At 39.1% G+C, this 16,317-nt stretch carries 16 protein-coding genes; 13 read left to right on the plus strand and 3 right to left on the minus strand.

Annotation, left to right across the window (positions count from 1 at the left end):
* Window positions 1-3 precede the first annotated feature (3 nt).
* Genes GYM62_RS17170 through GYM62_RS17215 form a run of 10 tightly spaced genes read left to right on the plus strand, consistent with a single transcriptional unit; the run spans window position 4 to window position 10,375 of the window.
* Entirely contained in the window at window positions 4-1,140 is a 1,137-nt protein-coding gene (locus GYM62_RS17170) for a DUF4221 family protein (RefSeq protein WP_219957321.1), read from the plus strand.
* A gap of 1 nt (window position 1,141) precedes the next feature.
* On the plus strand, window positions 1,142-2,362 hold the full coding sequence (locus GYM62_RS17175; protein WP_219957322.1) for a DUF4221 family protein: 1,221 nt from the start codon (window positions 1,142-1,144) through the stop codon (window positions 2,360-2,362).
* Window positions 2,363-2,369: 7 nt separating this feature from the next.
* Window positions 2,370-3,506, plus strand: coding sequence for a DUF4221 family protein (locus GYM62_RS17180; RefSeq protein ID WP_219957323.1), 1,137 nt, complete (start codon window positions 2,370-2,372; stop codon window positions 3,504-3,506).
* A 3-nt stretch (window positions 3,507-3,509) separates the two neighbouring features.
* Window positions 3,510-4,628 carry a DUF4221 family protein gene (locus GYM62_RS17185; RefSeq protein WP_219957324.1) on the plus strand — a complete coding sequence of 373 codons (1,119 nt, stop codon included), beginning with the start codon at window positions 3,510-3,512 and terminating at the stop codon, window positions 4,626-4,628.
* A gap of 4 nt (window positions 4,629-4,632) precedes the next feature.
* A complete protein-coding gene (locus tag GYM62_RS17190) occupies window positions 4,633-5,808 on the plus strand; it encodes a DUF4221 family protein (protein WP_219957325.1) in 1,176 nt (391 codons plus the stop codon).
* A gap of 11 nt (window positions 5,809-5,819) precedes the next feature.
* Entirely contained in the window at window positions 5,820-6,965 is a 1,146-nt protein-coding gene (locus tag GYM62_RS17195; protein WP_219957326.1) for a DUF4221 family protein, read from the plus strand.
* A 10-nt stretch (window positions 6,966-6,975) separates the two neighbouring features.
* Window positions 6,976-7,266 carry a DUF4221 family protein gene (locus GYM62_RS17200; protein ID WP_219957327.1) on the plus strand — a complete coding sequence of 97 codons (291 nt, stop codon included), beginning with the start codon at window positions 6,976-6,978 and terminating at the stop codon, window positions 7,264-7,266.
* 39 nt (window positions 7,267-7,305) lie between these two features.
* Complete coding sequence (locus GYM62_RS17205) at window positions 7,306-8,316, plus strand: IS30 family transposase (RefSeq protein WP_144602280.1); 1,011 nt, start codon at window positions 7,306-7,308, stop codon at window positions 8,314-8,316.
* Window positions 8,317-8,333: 17 nt separating this feature from the next.
* Complete coding sequence (locus tag GYM62_RS17210) at window positions 8,334-9,218, plus strand: DUF4221 family protein (protein ID WP_219957328.1); 885 nt, start codon at window positions 8,334-8,336, stop codon at window positions 9,216-9,218.
* On the plus strand, window positions 9,215-10,375 hold the full coding sequence (locus GYM62_RS17215; RefSeq protein WP_219957329.1) for a DUF4221 family protein: 1,161 nt from the start codon (window positions 9,215-9,217) through the stop codon (window positions 10,373-10,375). Before GYM62_RS17210 ends, GYM62_RS17215 begins: the two co-directional genes overlap by 4 nt.
* Before the next feature lie 922 nt (window positions 10,376-11,297).
* On the opposite strand, the gene GYM62_RS17220 is transcribed toward GYM62_RS17215, so the two are convergent.
* Genes GYM62_RS17220 through GYM62_RS17230 form a run of 3 tightly spaced genes read right to left on the minus strand, consistent with a single transcriptional unit; the run spans window position 11,298 to window position 13,419 of the window.
* Window positions 11,298-11,900 carry a trimeric intracellular cation channel family protein gene (locus tag GYM62_RS17220; protein ID WP_091653443.1) on the minus strand — a complete coding sequence of 201 codons (603 nt, stop codon included), beginning with the start codon at window positions 11,898-11,900 and terminating at the stop codon, window positions 11,298-11,300.
* A 15-nt stretch (window positions 11,901-11,915) separates the two neighbouring features.
* Window positions 11,916-12,542 (minus strand): class I SAM-dependent methyltransferase, encoded by a 627-nt coding sequence (locus GYM62_RS17225; protein WP_339816325.1) that lies wholly within the window; start codon window positions 12,540-12,542, stop codon window positions 11,916-11,918.
* The gene (locus tag GYM62_RS17230) at window positions 12,517-13,419 is read right to left on the minus strand and encodes a patatin-like phospholipase family protein (protein ID WP_219957330.1); all 903 of its coding nucleotides are present in this window, start codon (window positions 13,417-13,419) and stop codon (window positions 12,517-12,519) included. Before GYM62_RS17230 ends, GYM62_RS17225 begins: the two co-directional genes overlap by 26 nt.
* A gap of 40 nt (window positions 13,420-13,459) precedes the next feature.
* Here GYM62_RS17230 and GYM62_RS17235 point away from each other — a divergent pair, with 40 nt between their 5' ends.
* The 3 genes from GYM62_RS17235 to GYM62_RS17245 are packed head-to-tail and all read left to right on the plus strand — an operon-like array spanning window position 13,460 to window position 16,187.
* Entirely contained in the window at window positions 13,460-13,882 is a 423-nt protein-coding gene (locus GYM62_RS17235; protein ID WP_091653438.1) for a VOC family protein, read from the plus strand.
* Between the two features lie 5 nt (window positions 13,883-13,887).
* A complete protein-coding gene (locus tag GYM62_RS17240; RefSeq protein ID WP_219957331.1) occupies window positions 13,888-14,949 on the plus strand; it encodes an aminotransferase class I/II-fold pyridoxal phosphate-dependent enzyme in 1,062 nt (353 codons plus the stop codon).
* On the plus strand, window positions 14,946-16,187 hold the full coding sequence (locus tag GYM62_RS17245; RefSeq protein ID WP_219957332.1) for a serine hydrolase: 1,242 nt from the start codon (window positions 14,946-14,948) through the stop codon (window positions 16,185-16,187). The genes GYM62_RS17240 and GYM62_RS17245 overlap by 4 nt, the downstream gene beginning before the upstream one ends.
* Window positions 16,188-16,317 lie beyond the last annotated feature (130 nt).

Raw genomic sequence — 16,317 nt, forward strand, 5'->3', positions numbered from 1 at the left:
TCCATGAATAGATTTCCATTAGTCATTTTCCTGATCCTACTCTTTTCTTGCGGAGAAAATACCGAAGAAGGGTCCCAAAAATCCGATAATATCCTTGCAGACCTCCAGATCAATCTAGATACGGTGGTAGTTGATGTGGGTGAGGAAATTTTCAATCCTGGGATGTATTATCAGTTTGGGCTAAGTGAAGATGGTCAAACGGTCTACTTTGCCTTAAACCAAGAACCTGAGGTGCATGAAATAAACCTTCAAAAGCTCCAATTGGTCCGCAGAATTTACTTTGAAAAAGATGGGCCAAACCGCGCTCCCAATTTTATCAATTACTTCGATGTCCTACCAAAGAATGAATTCATGTTGGCACACTATGGAATTCAGGGAATCTATAATGCGCAAGCAGAAAAAATCCAGACAATGGAGATACAGCCTGGGGAATTCCAAGGCTTGGACGAGGATTTGAATGCACTTTATTTCAATCTCACTATCAGCCCAGATAAGAAACTGGCCTTTTCTACTCCTAATAAACCTTCTGAACTTTTCAGTTCATTTATAGCCAAAATGAATTTGGAACAAAAAACTGGAGAACTCATCCCTCTCCATGCTTTGGAAATCACGAAAAATTTTCAAGTGTCATTCCGCAGTGAAAACTCAAGCACTACTTATGGAGATTTCATATCCATTCAAAAGGTTAACAATCAGCTTGTCATATATTCCGGCAGTACTTCCGACTTATATCTATATGACTTTGCCACGGATTCTTTGATACTTAAAACTTTCAATCATCAGCTAGTTCCAGCAAAAAAGACAGGCTCTTTTCCCTCAAAAGTAGACTCTCAGGAAAGAGTAAGAGAAGTAGGCGATGAAATCAATCAGCAGCCGACATTTTCAGGATTATATTGGGATCCAGGTAGAAAGCTGTATTTCCGATTTGCATCAAAGAGCAATGGGAAACTGGAAACCGGCGAGCCAAAAAAGAAAGATGTCTATTTATTTGCCTATGATGAGGAATTGCAATTACTAGGTGAACAAATAGTTGATTTGCCCTATCCCTTTGGACGAGCCTTTTTCTTTGAGGGCAAGCTCTACAGTTATCGACCAGTAGATGAAGATCCTGGATTTGTGAGAATGACATTAACCTATTGATATGTACAAATTAGGAAAGACTTTTGTCCTCGCACTTTTTGCCGTTTTCGCTTTTTCCTGTAGTGGTGAGAAAGAATCTGCCGATAACGACTCAACCAATATTCTAGCTGACTTTTCCTTTTCTGTGGATACTGTGATCATCGATCCGGGAGAGGAGATCATCAATCTGTCTCAGGGAATCAGAAGGTCTGCTCTTTCAGAGAATAAAAAGTACCTCTACGTCTCTGACAATACCAGCACTTTGGTCAACAAAGTCAATCTGGACGAATTGAAATTGGAGTCCATTCTCCAGTTTGAAAAGGAGGGTCCAAATGGGATCGGAGAATATCTTTCGTCATTTGATGTGTATCCGGGCGAGGAGTTTTTCTTTGGAAGCTTCCGGACCTCCGGCCTATTTAATGCCCAGGGAGAAAAAATTATGGATTTGACTCCCAAGGCGGAGGAATTGGAGATTGAGGGGATCAAAGAAGAATTTAAATATTCCCTAACCAACCACCTTACGCTCTCAAGCGATAAGAGTGAAATGTATGCGTTGCCGGGGGATTTTTTGGAAGGAACTAGAAAGCTGATAAAAATAGACAGGGATTTTAAAACGGGAAAATTATTTGATTTACCGGCCTTGGAGATTGCTGGGCAATATCGGATCGTGCTCCAATCCAACGATGCCATGTCGATTTATATGGAAGATATTGACCTCCAAAAAATTGACAATCACTATTTTTTAACAGCCGGACCTACCAACAAAATCTATCGCTTCTATCCAGAATTAGATTCCCTTCAACTTTTGGAATATAGCTTTTCCATCGTGCCCAATCAAAAAGAAAGGCCAATCAGTAATACGGTGTCTTCACAAGAAGAATTCCAGTCAGAGATGGAAAAAGCCAGAACTCAGATTGGATTTGAAAAGCTGATTTATGATGACAAATCTGAGAGATACTATCGTTTTGGAAGAATCTATCAAGCCCGGGAAGATAAAGAGGCTCCCCTCAAGGCTCAGGTATTTTTATTCGCCTTTGATAAAAATCTTAAACTGATCGGAGAAACTGAAATCCCGGAATTAGATCGAGTTCCTTTAAGTGCCTTCTTCAAAGACGGCAAGCTCTGGTCCTATGTCAATATGAATGATGAGTTGGGTTTTGCGGTGTTTGATTTTGTTTCTGTTCCCAAAAATAATGGGCGACGAAATCCATCCGAAAGGGATATAAAAATTAACAATCTGTGATCTACTCATGAAAAAACAGCTTTTATTCCTTCTTTTTGCCTCCATTATTTTTTCTTGTCAGGAGAAATCCAGCGAAAAAATTGAGCAAAGCAATATCCTTGAAAATCTCACCTTCACAGTTGATACAATATTGGTGGACTCGGGAGATGAACTTTTAAACCTTGGCTTTGGAATCCGAACCTTCGACTTGACCGACAATGGTTTTTTCTTTTTTGAAAACAGTCCACCTGCTTTGGTCGAGGTGGATTTGGAAGCGATGACATTAACCCAAAAAACTGAATTCGAAACCGAAGGACCTGATGGAGTCGGCAACTTTGTGGCCCAAGTGTCAATAGGTCCCAATGAGGAAGTTTATGTTTTGGGTGTTCCTCAAATCGGCATTTATGACAAATCGGGAAAGAAGCAAAAAAATCTCAAAGTGACTCCAAAGGGAATAGACTCCCAGCTTGCCGAAAACTTTTTTGCCTTATATGGAAATTCCATTTACGATTTTAAAAGAAACCTTTTTTACTCTTGGCCAACAGGTGAAGAAATTAATAATCCTGAATTGGTAATCATTGATGTAAAAAATCAAACTGCCAGAACAGTAGCTCTTCCAGAAATGGAAATAGTTCGGAAATACACTCTTTTGGCAAATGAAAACGGAAACTATATGTCTTCAGGTCAACCCGTTTATCTCTTCAATCATCAAAACAAACTCTTGATATCCACTTCAGCCATGGGAGATTTTTATGAATATGACCCGGACGCAGACAGTCTGCGCTTGATAAAAGTCACACATCAAATGATTCCCAATCGACTTAGTGGAGAAGTCACGCAAAACCTGACAACAGAAAAAGCATTTAGGCAGGAAATGGCAAAAATCAATTCACAGATCATTTATCAAAAATTGATGTGGGACTCTAAAAAGAATCTTTTTTTCAGACTAGCCTCGCAGGTCAAAATGGGTGAGACTCGAAATGATCCTAATGAATACACCTATTATTTATTAGCCTATAATAAAGACTACGAGTTGGTTGGTGAAAGCAAACTCAATGGGCTTACAGATTTCATAAGAGGGTATTTTTTCAAAGACGGCAAGCTCTGGTCTTTTGTCAATGTAGAGGATGAATTGGGCTTTGCGGTGATGGATTTTAAGTTTTAACAAATGAGATATTTAAGTTTACTAGTGATCGCTATTTTTTCCTTTTCCTGTAGTCAAAAGGGAAATAACACCGAAGAAAAAGAATTCCAATTTGCCTACACTGTGGATACGGTAATGGTTGATTCCGGCGAGGATTTTATTTTTCTCAAGTATGGTCTAAATGTCGCGGCTATTTCTTCGGATAAAAAACTGCTCTACAATTTAAATCCTACCAATTTCCAACTGGAAGTGATTGACTTAGAATCCCTCAAACTTTCCAATCGAATCCAGTTAGAAAAAGAAGGGCCAACGGGAATTGGTAATCCAAGGTCTCTGCATATCTCGCAGGATGGGAAATTTCACTTTCTGACCTTCTCAGATGTTCGGGTATTCGATTCTTCACTAGAAACAATGAAGGCCATTAAGTTTCGAAAGGAGAATTTTGAAAACTTGGCTGTGGATGAGTCTCTAGGCTTCAACTTGACTCTTTCTGACGATGGCAAAAAGGGCTACGTCGAATACGGGCCAGATGACGAAGAATTGGCAAAAAAAGGATTAGCTGTTTTGAACTTGCAAAATCTGCAACTCAAGACCATCCCCTTAGAAATATATAGCCGAATTCAACCCTATGTGAGAAGCTTCTACCAAGATGGACAATTACAAACTCGAACAATCGAATCTACTTATATAGACCAGGCGGGTGATAGAGTTTTGATTTCCTCTCCCAACTTTAATGAAGTGTATATTTTAGATCAAATAACAGATTCCGTTTCCCGTAAAATTTTTCATTCTAGCCTGACTTCAGACTTTAAAAAAGTCCCAGAAATTACATCATTTGAAAGTGTGGAAGAAATGAGAGCTGCATTTCAAAAGGAAAACGAGAAGGTTACTTTTAGCAGGTTTTACTACGATGACTTTAATGAAAAATTTTGGAGATTTTCAAGGGAGTTAGACCGGAAAATTGGTGATTCTTCAGTATTTAAAGCGGTAGTAACAATATACGATAAGGACCTCAATCAACAGCACGAGGCAATTTTTCCGGATAATATTTTTGGATTCAAATTCTTCAAAGACGGCAAGCTCTGGTCCTATGTCAATGTAAATGATGAACTGGGCTTTGCGGTGATGGATTTTGATTTTTAAAAGGATGAAAAAGCTGTTCTTATTTCTCACAATTTCAATTTTTGCAGCCTGCGGAAAAAAACTTACCTCTGAGAATGAGACGCAATCAAACCAACCTTCTAATGTATTGGAAAATTTAACTTTTCAGGTAGATACCATCATTGTAGATTCTGGTAAGGAGCTTTTTAATTTGAAAGACTTATCAATTTTTGGAAAGCAGAACTATTTCTCCCTATCTCAAAATAATGATTCTCTGTATTTCTTTGATCGGCATAGGCTCATACTTCATGAAATCGATCTGAAATCTTTAAAATTAGTCAACAATTTTCCTTTTGAGCAGGAAGGTCCAGATGGAATAGGACGATTTGTTTACACGTTCAAATGGCTTCCAAATAAGCAGTTTTATGTAAAGGATTTATTCGGAAACAGTTGGTTTTTTTCTAAAGAAGGAAGGAAACTTGCCCAAATTGAAATTAATTCTGAGGAAATGGTTGAAGGAACCCGCCTTGAATCGTTTAGTATTTCCAATCAACAAATCATTGATTTCAAAAGGAAAAAGCTCTACTCCTTACCGCGCAGTTTCAAGAGCAGGGAATTATATTTTGCAGTGCTGGAATCTATGGGTGAGACAGGTAGAATTTTAAAAATTCCTGAGCTAGAAAAGACCTTTAATTTTTTTGTAGAACTGAAAGGTAGTGCAGACGGAGGAGGAGGAAAAGGAGAAATGGTATTTCTCCAGCAGCTAAATGATCTAGTGCTCATTTCATCAACGGTTGGCAATTCCATATATGTATATGACCCAAATCTTGACAGCCTGTTTTTTAAAGCGTTTCCGCATGAATTAGCTCCTTTGGGAAAAAATGTTGAAATAAAAAAAGAGGTATTTAGTGATAAAGAATTCCAAGCTGAATTAAATAAGCTTCATACACAGATTGACTATTGGGACTTTTACTGGGATGAGCAGACACAGCGCTACTATCGCTTTGCTAGTAAAGGTCTTCCACTAGCCAATATCGACTCACCCAAGAATTTCGAATACTTCCTATTTGCCTATGATCGAAATCTTACCCTCAAAGGGGAAAAGAAGCTTGAAGGGTTTTCTGAATTGCCGCTTTCCGGATTCTTCAAAGACGGCAAGCTCTGGTCCTATGTCAATGTGGATGATGAGTTGGGGTTTGCGGTGTTCACTTTTGATTTTTAACTATAAGGAAGATGAAAAATATTTTTCTGATTGTTGGCTTTGCATGGTTTTTCTCCTGTAATCAAAAGCTGGAAACCCTACCTGACAATATTTTCGAAAACTTAAGTTTTTCCATAGACACGGTCATTGTAGATTCAGGAGAGGATTTTCTTAACCTTGGCAGTGGGGTTTTTCCATATGGATTATCTCAGGATTTATCTAGGATTTATTTTTTTGAATACAAACCGTTTAAACTCGTGGAAGTAAACCTCAATCAGTTACAGCTTATAAAAAAGACTGATTTTGAGGCTGAAGGTCCCAATGGTGTAGGGGATTACCTATCAGGCTTGGAGGTAGGTCCTCGAGGTAAGGTTTATTTGACAAGTAATTCCACCGTAGGAATTTTTGATCAGAGTGGTATAAAACAGGAAAACTTACGTTTTTCCCCCAGTGGAATAGATTCCGCTCTTTCCCAGAGCTTTCAATCCTTATTTTTTAGAAGCAGCTTCAATTTCGAGAAGAGAAAAATATACTCTCACCCTGGGTTTCCCGACGCTGGAGACCATTTGCTTTTGATCATAAATCCAGATTCAAAATCCGCAAAAAGCCTACCGCTTCCAAAAATGAAAATTGTGGAAAAATATACGGGCACCTTTACTTTTGAGGAAGACAAGGGTAGTATAATCGCTTATTATTCTGTTAGAAGTTTTCTCAGCAGATTACCCAAAGCCATCATAATTTCTTCTGCTGCTATGAGCGGTTTTTATCGATTGAATATAGAAACAGAGAAATTGGAGTTTGTGGATATACAGCATCAGACTGTCCCCAATGAGATAAAAATAGAGATTCCTCAAAACGTGTCTAGCCCAGAGGAGGTGCGTAATATTCAAAATGAAATTTTCTCAAACGTTAATTTTCAGGAAATACTTTGGGATGAAAGTCGTCAAATTTATTTCCGTCTAGGAGAACGAACCTTTCGAGGAGAGACCTATCAAGACCCTATGCGATTCGAATACTACCTTTTCGCATATGATCAAAACTTCAATGTTTTGGGAGAGGCAAAGCTAAAAGTAAAAGACTTGAAGATTAAAAGCCCTTTCTTCAAAGACGGCAAGCTCTGGTCCTATGTCAATGTGGAGGATGAGTTGGGCTTTGTAGTGATGGATTTTAAATTTTAACCTAACTATTATGAAAAACCTACCTATCTACTTTTTGATCCTTTTCCTGATTTCCTGCGGAGGAGATCCTGAAGACTCAAGCTCCAATCAAAATCTAGAAATCTCCTATGAAATCGACACGGTCATGGTGGATTCAGGTGACCAGCTCGTTTATCTCCAGCAGGGCTTAAGAGCGGCGGACCTGACGCCTTCCAAAGGGCAACTTTACAATTTCAACACAAATAGTTTTGAGATTGAAGTTTTTGATCTCCCAGATTCAAGTAATAATTGCAACACTAATAGTTTAAGGAAGGAAGCCTAGGCTTCCTTCCTTAGGCTGAATAATTAAATTAGTGTTGACATGCAAAAATTCAATCAGCTCAGCCTAGAGCAAAGATATCAAATCGAGGTTTTAAACAAAGAGGGATTCAGTCAAACTGCAATAGCCTGTCGGGTCGGCGTACACAAAAGTACCATCAGTAGGGAACTGAAAAGAAACACTGGGAAACGGGGACGTAGTGCAGGAAATTACTCAGCACGCATAGCAATGAACCGGGCTCAAGAACGCCATAAATACAAACCCAAACACAGACGGTTTACCGAGGTAATGAAGGAGCAGAGCAGAATCTGGCTGGAAGATGAAAAACTGAGTCCGGAACTGATTGCCGCCAGGTGGAGAGTCAATGGCCAACCGGGAGTGTCCCATGAGACCCTCTACCAATGGATCTGGCTGGCAAAAAAAAGTAACCATTGGCAGTTCAGGAAGGATAGAGGATTATACAAACATCTCAGACACGGTAAAAGAAAACGTAAAAGAGGTAATTACAGGGATTCCAGAGGACTGATCAAAGAAAGAGTTTCCATTGAAAAAAGGCCTCCCGTAGTGGAGCAGAGGCAGCGGATCGGTGATATTGAAGTGGATCTGATGATGGGTAAAAACCATCAATCGGCACTTCTGGTACTGGTAGACCGGGCTACTTTAATCACCACGTTGGAAAAGTTAGAGGGTAAGAACGCCGATGTCATTGAACAGAAAATAACCAGAAGAATCGAACGGATTGGCGCCTCATTTTTTAAATCAATCACGTTCGATAATGACAAAGCCTTCGCAAACCACCATCGAATCAGGGATAAATTCAACCTGCCAACCTTTTTTACAAGGCCCTATACGTCTCAGGATAAAGGAACGGTGGAAAACAGAATTGGATTGATCAGGGCTTTTTTACCCAAAGGAACAGACCTGAATCAGTACTCGGTGGAACAAATTCAATCCATAGAATTAAAAATCAATAACAGACCCGTTAGAAAGTTTGATTACCTTAGTCCATTACAAAAACTCAAACAAAAATTAGGTGTTGCATTTATGAATTGAACACGGCTCTTATCGAAATGAAGTTAGTAGATTTAATCCCTCTGGAAAAGGAAGGTCCTACTGGTATAGGAAATGATACCTACATTCCTAATCTCCAGGTTGATTATCAATTGAATACCTACATCTACCATTTTGATGAGATTGTAAAAATTAGTCAGGATTTGAAAAAAGTTGATTTTTTCAGATTTGAACCCGATGTGCTCTCGGGTGAAAAACTAAATATTGACTATACTATCAATCAAAACGGACTGTTATCAGCAGATGGTGTTTATTATTTTTCCTTTTATGGTCCTCAAGATTTTGTGAAGGCACGTGAGGGCATCTCAATCGTTAAGCTTGAGGATATGTCCCTAAAAATGGTTGAGATACCGGAACTAAAGGATATTGCCAAATTTTCTATATCTCACGAAATGGAAAGGGGAGCAGGAACAATGGCTACACAAGAAAATCTATATTTGGTGCAACGAGGAGCTAATCTTTATTTTAGCTCAGCAACCTATAATTTTGTCTACCAAATTGATATTCCTTCCGGAAACGCGAAAAAACTCGAGTTTCATTCAAATATCACAAGTGATGCTAAATCGCTAAACTTTGAGACAACTGCTATTTCCGAAAAGCAGTTTTATGAGCTCTCCAAACAAAAAATGAATCAGGTTTCATTTGGTAAAATCTTGTTTGATGAGTCTAGAAATCTTTTTTGGAGATTCAGCTCAGATCCTGATCAAATAGGAAAAAATAAAGTCTTGACAATATTTAGTGAGGATTTTAAACAAGTCAGAGAAGCATCCATCGGAGAATTTGATTTTCAAGGCTTTAGCTTTATTAAAGATGGTGTTTATCATCGCTTTATCAACATTGAAGATGAACTGGCTTTTGTAAGATTTAAACCAGAAATAAAATGAGAAGATTACTTTTTGCAGGGATCCTTTTTGTGACTTTTTCATGTAGTCAGAAAAGTTCTGAAAATGAAAAAGCTAGAAAGCTAGAAGTTAGCTACAGCCTCGATACTGTTTTTGTCGATGCTGGTGATCAGTTTATCCATGTAAACTGGAGTCTGACCAGTTCGGACCTATCAAAGGATGAAAAATACTTGTACAACTTCCAAACCGGGGCCAAAGAGCCCGGTTTGGAAATCATCAATCTGGAAAAGCTTCAGCTAGAAAGGATTATTCCATTCTCTTTGGATGGCCCCAATTCTATCCGTCATCCCTTCATCAGCAAGGTATATGCCATGGAAGATGGAAGCATATTTCTTTCAGATAATTACGACCTGTATCATTTTGACTTGGAGGGCACTAAACTTGGGAATTTGAATTATGATAACCATGATTTTTCAGGGGAAAAGCTTCCAGAAGAATTGAGAGTTGATCTCAATGAGTCACTATCAGAGGATGGTAAAACACTCATTGCCCTTTATGCAGACAAGAAACTGGAAAGCGCTCCTCTTGGCATGGTGATTTTTGACTTGGAAAATAAAACATTTCAATATCGGCCTCTGGAATTTATTCCAAAGATGGAAAAATTTAGAACCAGCCTTTATTTGCCGGAATATCCAGACTATCCCATGGGGGCTATTTTAGATTCTTATCTTCTTCAGGTAAAAAATGACACGTTGATTCTCTCTACCAGATCCAAAAATGAATTGAAGTTTTACAACTGGAAAACCGACTCTTTGACATCCAAAACCTACGAAAGTCAATTCACAAGTCAAGAGGCAAAAATTAATTTCCCAAAGCGAGTGGAAAGTCAAGAGGAGTATGAGCGACTTGCCAAGGAAACTAAAAAGTATGTGAAATACGGCCCTCTGATGTTTGACAAAAAGAATAGCCTCTATTGGAGATTATCTTCGGAAATGGATAAAATGGTTGGAGATTCCATTGTTTATAAAACTGTGTTGACAGCTTTCAATAAGGAATTTGATCAAGTATCAGAAGTTCTGCTGCCGCAGGATTATCAGATTGCTTATAAAACTTTTGTCAGAGATGGCATGCTCTATAGTTTCTTAAATGTAGATGATGAAGTGGCTTTTGTGAGAATTAAGCCAAGTATTTCAGAATAAAACCTCCCGCTTAGTAGCCAAGTTGCAAAAGAGTTTATCTGCGGAGATACTGAGATCGGTTCAAGCCTTTGACTAGAATCTTTGAAAATCTGCGGGAAAACTATGTCCGATATAAGCTATGTGGGCTATGTTTCTATGTGGTTTAATAATAGAAGTTAACCACATAGGCACATAGGAAAGACTTTCTTTAGAGTGAAGTAAAAAGCTGTTTCCAAAAATAGATTAAGAGTGTCACGCTCTTCAAACTCCGTTCGCAGTGACGGTCAAAACTTTGCCTCTTTAAAGCTTTGCGGGAGGAATATTTCACTGCGTAACTGCGCCGCTGCGAGCACTTTTTAAACCACATAGAAATGATAGAAAACATAGCTTTAAAAACTCTTTGCTTCTCTGCTCCTTTGCGGGAGATCTAAACCGCTGCGTCGCTGTGCCGCTGCGAGCTAATTCTTAAACCGCATAGGAATGATAGAAAACATAGCTTTAAAAGCTCTTTGCTTCTCTGCTCCTTTGCGGGAGATCTAAACCGCTGTGCCGCTGCGAGCTAATTTTTTTACCGCATAGAAATGATAGAAAACATAGCCTTAAAAACTCTTTGCCTCTCTGCTACTTTGCGGGAGACCCAAACCGCTGCGTATCTGAGTCGCTGCGAGAAAATTTTAAACCACAGAGGAATCATAGAAAACATAGCCTTAAAACTCTTTGCCTCTCTGCTACTTTGCGGGAGAATAAAAAACTGCTGTGCCTTCGGGAGAGATGATGAGACTGCTTCGCTCCGCAAGCTCCACTCGCAGTGACGACCAATACTTGGATGGATGAGATCAAAAAATATCGAACACCCAATGATGAATAATGAAGTGTCGCCAACCTCAACCAGCGATTTTCTTCAATTACTCGATTAATCAATTACACACTTACACATCAACGCTCAATCCAGCCTAGGCAAGCTCAATTTATACTTCATCGCTATCAAGCGAATACTGATCACCAAGGACATGGAAATCAGCAAATTGTAATCTCTCTCTAATCCCCAATAATTCAAGCCAACATATAAAACGGCACCTGCTAGACAAGCTGAAGCGTAAATTTCTTTCCTAAAAAGAACCGGAGTTTCATTGGTTAAAGTATCTCGGATCACTCCACCCATCACCGCAGTAAACATCCCCATGATGGCTGCGATTTCAGGTCGGACTCCCAAACTCAAGGCTTTTTCAACTCCCAAAACAGTAAAAAAGCCAATCCCCAAGGTATCAAAAAGAAAAAAGGTTTTTCGGAGTCTACTCAGGAAATCAGGAAAAATAAATGCTGCCAATACTCCCAGCATAATCGCATATAAAAAATGAATATCCCCAATCCAGACTAGAGGATAGGAATCCAATAAAATATCTCTCAATGTTCCTCCACCGATAGCAGTGATGAAACCTGTAAACCCCGCTCCAAAAAGATCATGCTCTCTCTCCCTAATTGCCAAAGCACCGGAAATGGCAAAAACAAAAGTTCCTACAAGTTCAAGAACGTATTGAAGCGTCATTTTAATTGTTTACAATTATATTTTTCTCATGGTAAAAACCCCCATTTCCCGCTGATTTAAGACCAAAACTGTTTTGGGGGCCTCCATATATTCAAAGCCTAAGTTAAGTACTTGTTCCAGGTCCTTAGCCTGCAAAACAAATCGCACTGATCCGTCTGGCAATTCGTAAACCCCATTTCCTATTTCCTTGGCGGAATCTAGAATTCCACCAAAGCCAGTACACATTCTAAACCAGAAAATCCCACCGGGCTTTAGAACCCGATAAATTTCGGAAATCATTTGCCTGAAGTTATCCACATTTTTGGCAAAATGTAAAACAGCTGAACAAATCACTACATCAAACGCCTCACCGTGAAAAGGAATTTCTTCCAGTCTCCCAATTTGAAATCGATGGGCATCATACTCATTCTTTAAACTTTTTGACTGAAAGCGACAATACTGAATCGCAAACTCATCAGGGTCAATTCCGAAAATCTGATATCCCTGATTGACGAAGTAGGCTGTATTTCTGCCCTCTCCACAACCGGCATCCAAAATTTTCATTTCCTTGGTAAATCTACCTTTCAATATCTGATCCAGTAGGTAGATATCCACATTCCCCAATAAACGATTTAGCTCATTGATTTCCATGCTCCCAATCATCTAAAGCCTTTTGGGCCTTTTCTCTTCCAATTTCAATCAATTCAGCGGAGCGATGAAACTCCAGGGTTCCGGCTTGCTTTCTGGCCACTTTCACCTGAATATCCACATCATGTTTTTCCAAAAGGAGTTCACAAAACCTATCCTGAAGCAAGTCGAAAGAACGTTTGACCAAATTGAGCGTAGAGTAGCTGATTTCTTTGTCTTCAGGCTTTTCCTCCGGGAAAAACTGACTCATCTTATCCTTATACTCTCTCAACCAAGCTGGCAAGGTGATAAAACGGTTGCCTTCAGCATCTTTTTTAGGAGGGGCAACATAATCCTGATCCAATCCATTCACATCTACAATCATCAAAATGGTGTCTTCCCGCTTTTTAATCAGTGAAAGGGGAATAGGATTTAAAACTCCTCCATCTATCAAAATCTGCTTTTCGACTACGGCAGGAACAAAAACTGAAGGAATACTTCCGGAAGCTCTTATGGCTGTATACAAACTTCCACTATTAAAAATGATTTCCTTTCCTGAATGTACCTCGACAGCATTGCATGAAAAGGGAAGACTCAAATCTTCAATCTGACAATCCTCCACCACATTTTTCAGAGCCGAAAAAACTTTTTCTCCTTTGATAAATCCACGACTGGAAAAGGTAAAATCCATCAAAGAAAAAACATCAATCCGGTCCAGATTGCAGATCCAATTTTTAAAATCCTCCATCTTGCCTGCTGCATACATGCCCCCCACCAAAGCGCCGGCAGAGCAGCCTGCTATTTCAGCTATTTCATAATTTCTTTTTTCCAACTCTTCAATCACCCCCACATGCGCTAATCCTCTAGCTCCACCGCTGCTCAAAACCAGTGAAACTTTCTTCTTTTTTGCCATATCTTTAGGGTATAAAAATTAATGAACGAAAGTACACATTATGAGCCAATTTAAACCCTTTCACCTGGCTTTCCCTATTCGAGATATAGAAGAAACCAGAAAATTCTACGGCGATTTACTGGGATGTGATATCGGTAGAAGTACCGATAAATGGATTGATTTCAACTTCTTTGGTCATCAACTTTCGGCTCACATCAAGCCGGATGAGTTGGCAAATGCAAAGACCAATGAGGTAGACGGAAAAAATGTACCCGTGAGACACTTTGGAGCAATTTTGCCTTGGGATGAATGGCATGCATTAGCAGACAAACTGAAAAATCACGGAATTGAGTTTGTTATCGAGCCATATATCAGATTCAAAGGTGAAGTGGGAGAGCAGGCGACCATGTTTTTCCTGGATCCTTGCGGCAATGCCCTAGAATTCAAATCCTTTCAGGACGAATCACAAATTTTTGCCAAATAAGAGATTTGAAGCCTCAATATATCCGAAAGGGAATCGATCGAGTCATTGAAATAGAAGGAAAGTCCTTCCTTTATTTCAGTGGAACCTCCTATTTGGGAATTGGGCAGAATGTGGAGTTTCTGGAAGTTTTGGCTAAAAACCTCTTTGACTTAGGGGCCAATCACGGGCAAAGCAGAGTAAATAATATCCGGCTTAAAATCTTTGATGAATTCGAGGAGTTTTTTGCTCAAGAAGCCAAAGCCCCAAAATCAGCTGTTCTCAGTTCCGGTTATTTGGCAGGAATTGCAGCAACCCAATATTTGGCGGAATCGGCCGAAGAAATCTGGGTTGCTCCCAATACCCATGCAGCTGTAATTCCCAATGGATATTCTAGCGGCACCCAATTAAATTTTAATCAATGGAAAAAAGCTTGTCAAGAACAAGCCAGCCAATTATTTGGTAAAAACATTTTATTGATTGGAAATGCAGTGGATCCTTTATTGGGCGAAATCCACGATTATTCCTGGGTAAAGGATTTAGCAGAAAAAAACTCAATTAGTCTACTCATCGATGACAGCCATGCTTTTGGTGTTTTGGGCAGGGGAGTTTTTGGAACTTATACTCAATGGCAAAATCCGGCCATCAAGCTTGTAGTCTCTGGTTCCTTAGGAAAGGCACTAGCTTTACCCGCTGGAATTATTTTGGGAAATGAAGAGATAATAGATGCGATCAAGTCAACACCTCTTTATGGGGGAGCATCTCCCGGTTCTCCCGCGCACCTTCATACCTTCATGGAAACTCAATCCATTTATGAAAAATCCAAAAGCCAACTGCAGGATTACTGTGGGATTTTTGCTCAGGAAATTTCAGGATTCAAAGGCATAAAAGGCTCAAGAGATTTTCCGGCTTTCATTATTGATAAAGTTGATTGGGTTTCCAAACTTGAAAATGCAGGAATCATCATATCCTCCTTTCCTTATCCCACCCAAAGCAGTCCACATATCAATCGCATCGTCATTTCAGCTTTTCATGAATTCGATGATCTTTTTTATCTTGTCAATACTCTTTATCAACTTCAAAAGGAATGAAAAAACTATTTTATCTAATTATCCTTTCAATTTTTCTAAGTTCCTGCGATAACCAAAACGATCAACCTTTTCAGGGAGATCTTTCTGATTATCCAATTTTAAAAAGAGTATTAGACTCTGCCGATAAATTCCAAGTTCAAATACTTTATTCCAAAATTGACAGAAATGAACATGGAGTTCCCATGTTTGATACGCATGAATTCAATTTGGATGATGAACGGTATTTCTATCCTGCCTCCACCGTAAAATTGCCGGTAGCCATATTGGCTTTGGAGTGGCTAGAAGAGCAGAATGTGGATAACTTGGATATGAACAGCATCATGCTTGTCGATTCAGTGCGACCTTCTCAAGTGCCTGCTTATGTGGATAAGTCTTCCAAGGACTCTCTTCCAAGCATAGCTCATTACATAAAAAAGATCTTATTGGTTTCCGACAATGATGCCTACAATAGACTTTATGAGCTATTAGGCCAAGATTACATCAATCAAAAATTAGCGGAAAAGGGACTCAATCATACAATCATCAACCATCGATTGAGCTTCCCGGCGAATGAAATTGAAAATCGTTATTTCAACCCAATCAAATTTGTGGATAAAAGCGGAAATATCATTCTCGAGTTACCGGAAAGGGAAAGCAAGGCTATCTATTCAAATCCTGAAAAACCAGTAATCGGAAGAGCTTATTACTCCGGAGATTCTCTGATCAATACTGGAATGGAATTTACGTTCAAAAATAAATTTGCGCTCAGCGATCTACATGGAGTCATTCAGCGGATAGTTTTTCCACAGGCCTTTTTGGAACAGGAGCGATTTCAACTCAATGAGGAGCATAGAAAATTCATTCTGAAATACATGAGTATGCTTCCCAGAGAGTCGGACTTCCCCAGCTATCAAGGGGAGGAATATTATGATAGCTATTCCAAGTTTTTCAAGTTTGGAACAGACAAAAAACCCATTCCCGAACAATTCAGGATTTTCAATAAAACTGGATGGGCTTATGGACATCTGATTGATGGAAGTTATTTCGCAGATTTTGAAAACAATGTAGAATTCATCGTCTCAGCCATTATTTATGTCAATAAAGATGAAACGCTGAATGATGATCAATACGAGTATGAGGAGATTGGGCTTCCATTTTTTACAGAACTGGGGGAATACCTTTATCAGAAGGAGTTGAAAAGAAAAAAAGGAATCAAACCAGATTGGTCTGAGTTGAAATTGAATTATCTCAATAATTAAGATGAAATTTAAACTGATAGAAGGAAAGTTATTTTTCAGGCATTACGCAATTTATGCCCTAATAGTAGCAGTCGTTCAAACTATAGTGAGCTTAGGAAATTACAGGCTGAAATTTGGAATTGATTGGGGG

Source organism: Algoriphagus sp. NBT04N3, from assembly GCF_019443765.1.
Taxonomy (GTDB): Bacteria; Bacteroidota; Bacteroidia; order Cytophagales; family Cyclobacteriaceae; genus Algoriphagus; species Algoriphagus ornithinivorans.

Excerpts from the sequence above, each read along its gene's own strand:
- GYM62_RS17225 (WP_339816325.1), bottom strand. The coding sequence starts at position 12,542 with ATGATTGGGAGCATGGAAATCAATGAGCTAAATCGTTTATTGGGGAAT.
- GYM62_RS17200 (WP_219957327.1), top strand. The coding sequence starts at position 6,976 with ATGAAAAACCTACCTATCTACTTTTTGATCCTTTTCCTGATTTCCTGC.
- GYM62_RS17230 (WP_219957330.1), bottom strand. The coding sequence starts at position 13,419 with ATGGCAAAAAAGAAGAAAGTTTCACTGGTTTTGAGCAGCGGTGGAGCT.
- GYM62_RS17190 (WP_219957325.1), top strand. The coding sequence starts at position 4,633 with ATGAAAAAGCTGTTCTTATTTCTCACAATTTCAATTTTTGCAGCCTGC.
- GYM62_RS17210 (WP_219957328.1), top strand. The coding sequence starts at position 8,334 with ATGAAGTTAGTAGATTTAATCCCTCTGGAAAAGGAAGGTCCTACTGGT.
- GYM62_RS17205 (WP_144602280.1), top strand. The coding sequence starts at position 7,306 with ATGCAAAAATTCAATCAGCTCAGCCTAGAGCAAAGATATCAAATCGAG.
- GYM62_RS17220 (WP_091653443.1), bottom strand. The coding sequence starts at position 11,900 with ATGACGCTTCAATACGTTCTTGAACTTGTAGGAACTTTTGTTTTTGCC.
- GYM62_RS17175 (WP_219957322.1), top strand. The coding sequence starts at position 1,142 with ATGTACAAATTAGGAAAGACTTTTGTCCTCGCACTTTTTGCCGTTTTC.
- GYM62_RS17170 (WP_219957321.1), top strand. The coding sequence starts at position 4 with ATGAATAGATTTCCATTAGTCATTTTCCTGATCCTACTCTTTTCTTGC.
- GYM62_RS17235 (WP_091653438.1), top strand. The coding sequence starts at position 13,460 with ATGAGCCAATTTAAACCCTTTCACCTGGCTTTCCCTATTCGAGATATA.
- GYM62_RS17245 (WP_219957332.1), top strand. The coding sequence starts at position 14,946 with ATGAAAAAACTATTTTATCTAATTATCCTTTCAATTTTTCTAAGTTCC.
- GYM62_RS17215 (WP_219957329.1), top strand. The coding sequence starts at position 9,215 with ATGAGAAGATTACTTTTTGCAGGGATCCTTTTTGTGACTTTTTCATGT.
- GYM62_RS17180 (WP_219957323.1), top strand. The coding sequence starts at position 2,370 with ATGAAAAAACAGCTTTTATTCCTTCTTTTTGCCTCCATTATTTTTTCT.
- GYM62_RS17195 (WP_219957326.1), top strand. The coding sequence starts at position 5,820 with ATGAAAAATATTTTTCTGATTGTTGGCTTTGCATGGTTTTTCTCCTGT.
- GYM62_RS17185 (WP_219957324.1), top strand. The coding sequence starts at position 3,510 with ATGAGATATTTAAGTTTACTAGTGATCGCTATTTTTTCCTTTTCCTGT.